The organism is Lactiplantibacillus garii (assembly GCF_003885105.1).
In the GTDB taxonomy this organism is placed as follows: domain Bacteria; phylum Bacillota; class Bacilli; order Lactobacillales; family Lactobacillaceae; genus Lactiplantibacillus; species Lactiplantibacillus garii.
In genome coordinates this window covers 1-278 of record NZ_QWZQ01000157.1, presented here as the reverse complement: position 1 = coordinate 278, position 278 = coordinate 1, and the positions used below count along the sequence as shown (strand labels likewise).

The 278-nt window shown below is 30.2% G+C and carries 1 protein-coding gene; it reads left to right on the top strand.

Going from position 1 to position 278, the window contains the following annotated elements; genetic code table 11:
- Nucleotides 1-278: hypothetical protein (locus D1831_RS14795; protein WP_225422920.1), on the top strand; the 278-nt coding region annotated here is incomplete at both ends.

Genomic DNA, 278 nt, shown 5'->3' with positions numbered 1-278 from the left:
GACTAAACAGAAATTTATTAGGAATACATTTAAAAATACGAAGTGCTGTGACGAACTTTTTTTACAAACCCTACTTGTAAATTCACCATTTGAAAAAAATCTTTTTGATAATACTTTTTCAGATTCAATTACGGCTAATGAAAGATTTATTGTTTGGGTAAATGGTGCACCACGTGATCTCAAAATTGATGATTTGAGTTCGCTAAAAGCGAGTGAGTGTTTATTTGCGCGAAAGTTTAATACAGACAGTGATGAACAAATAATTAACGATATTGTTA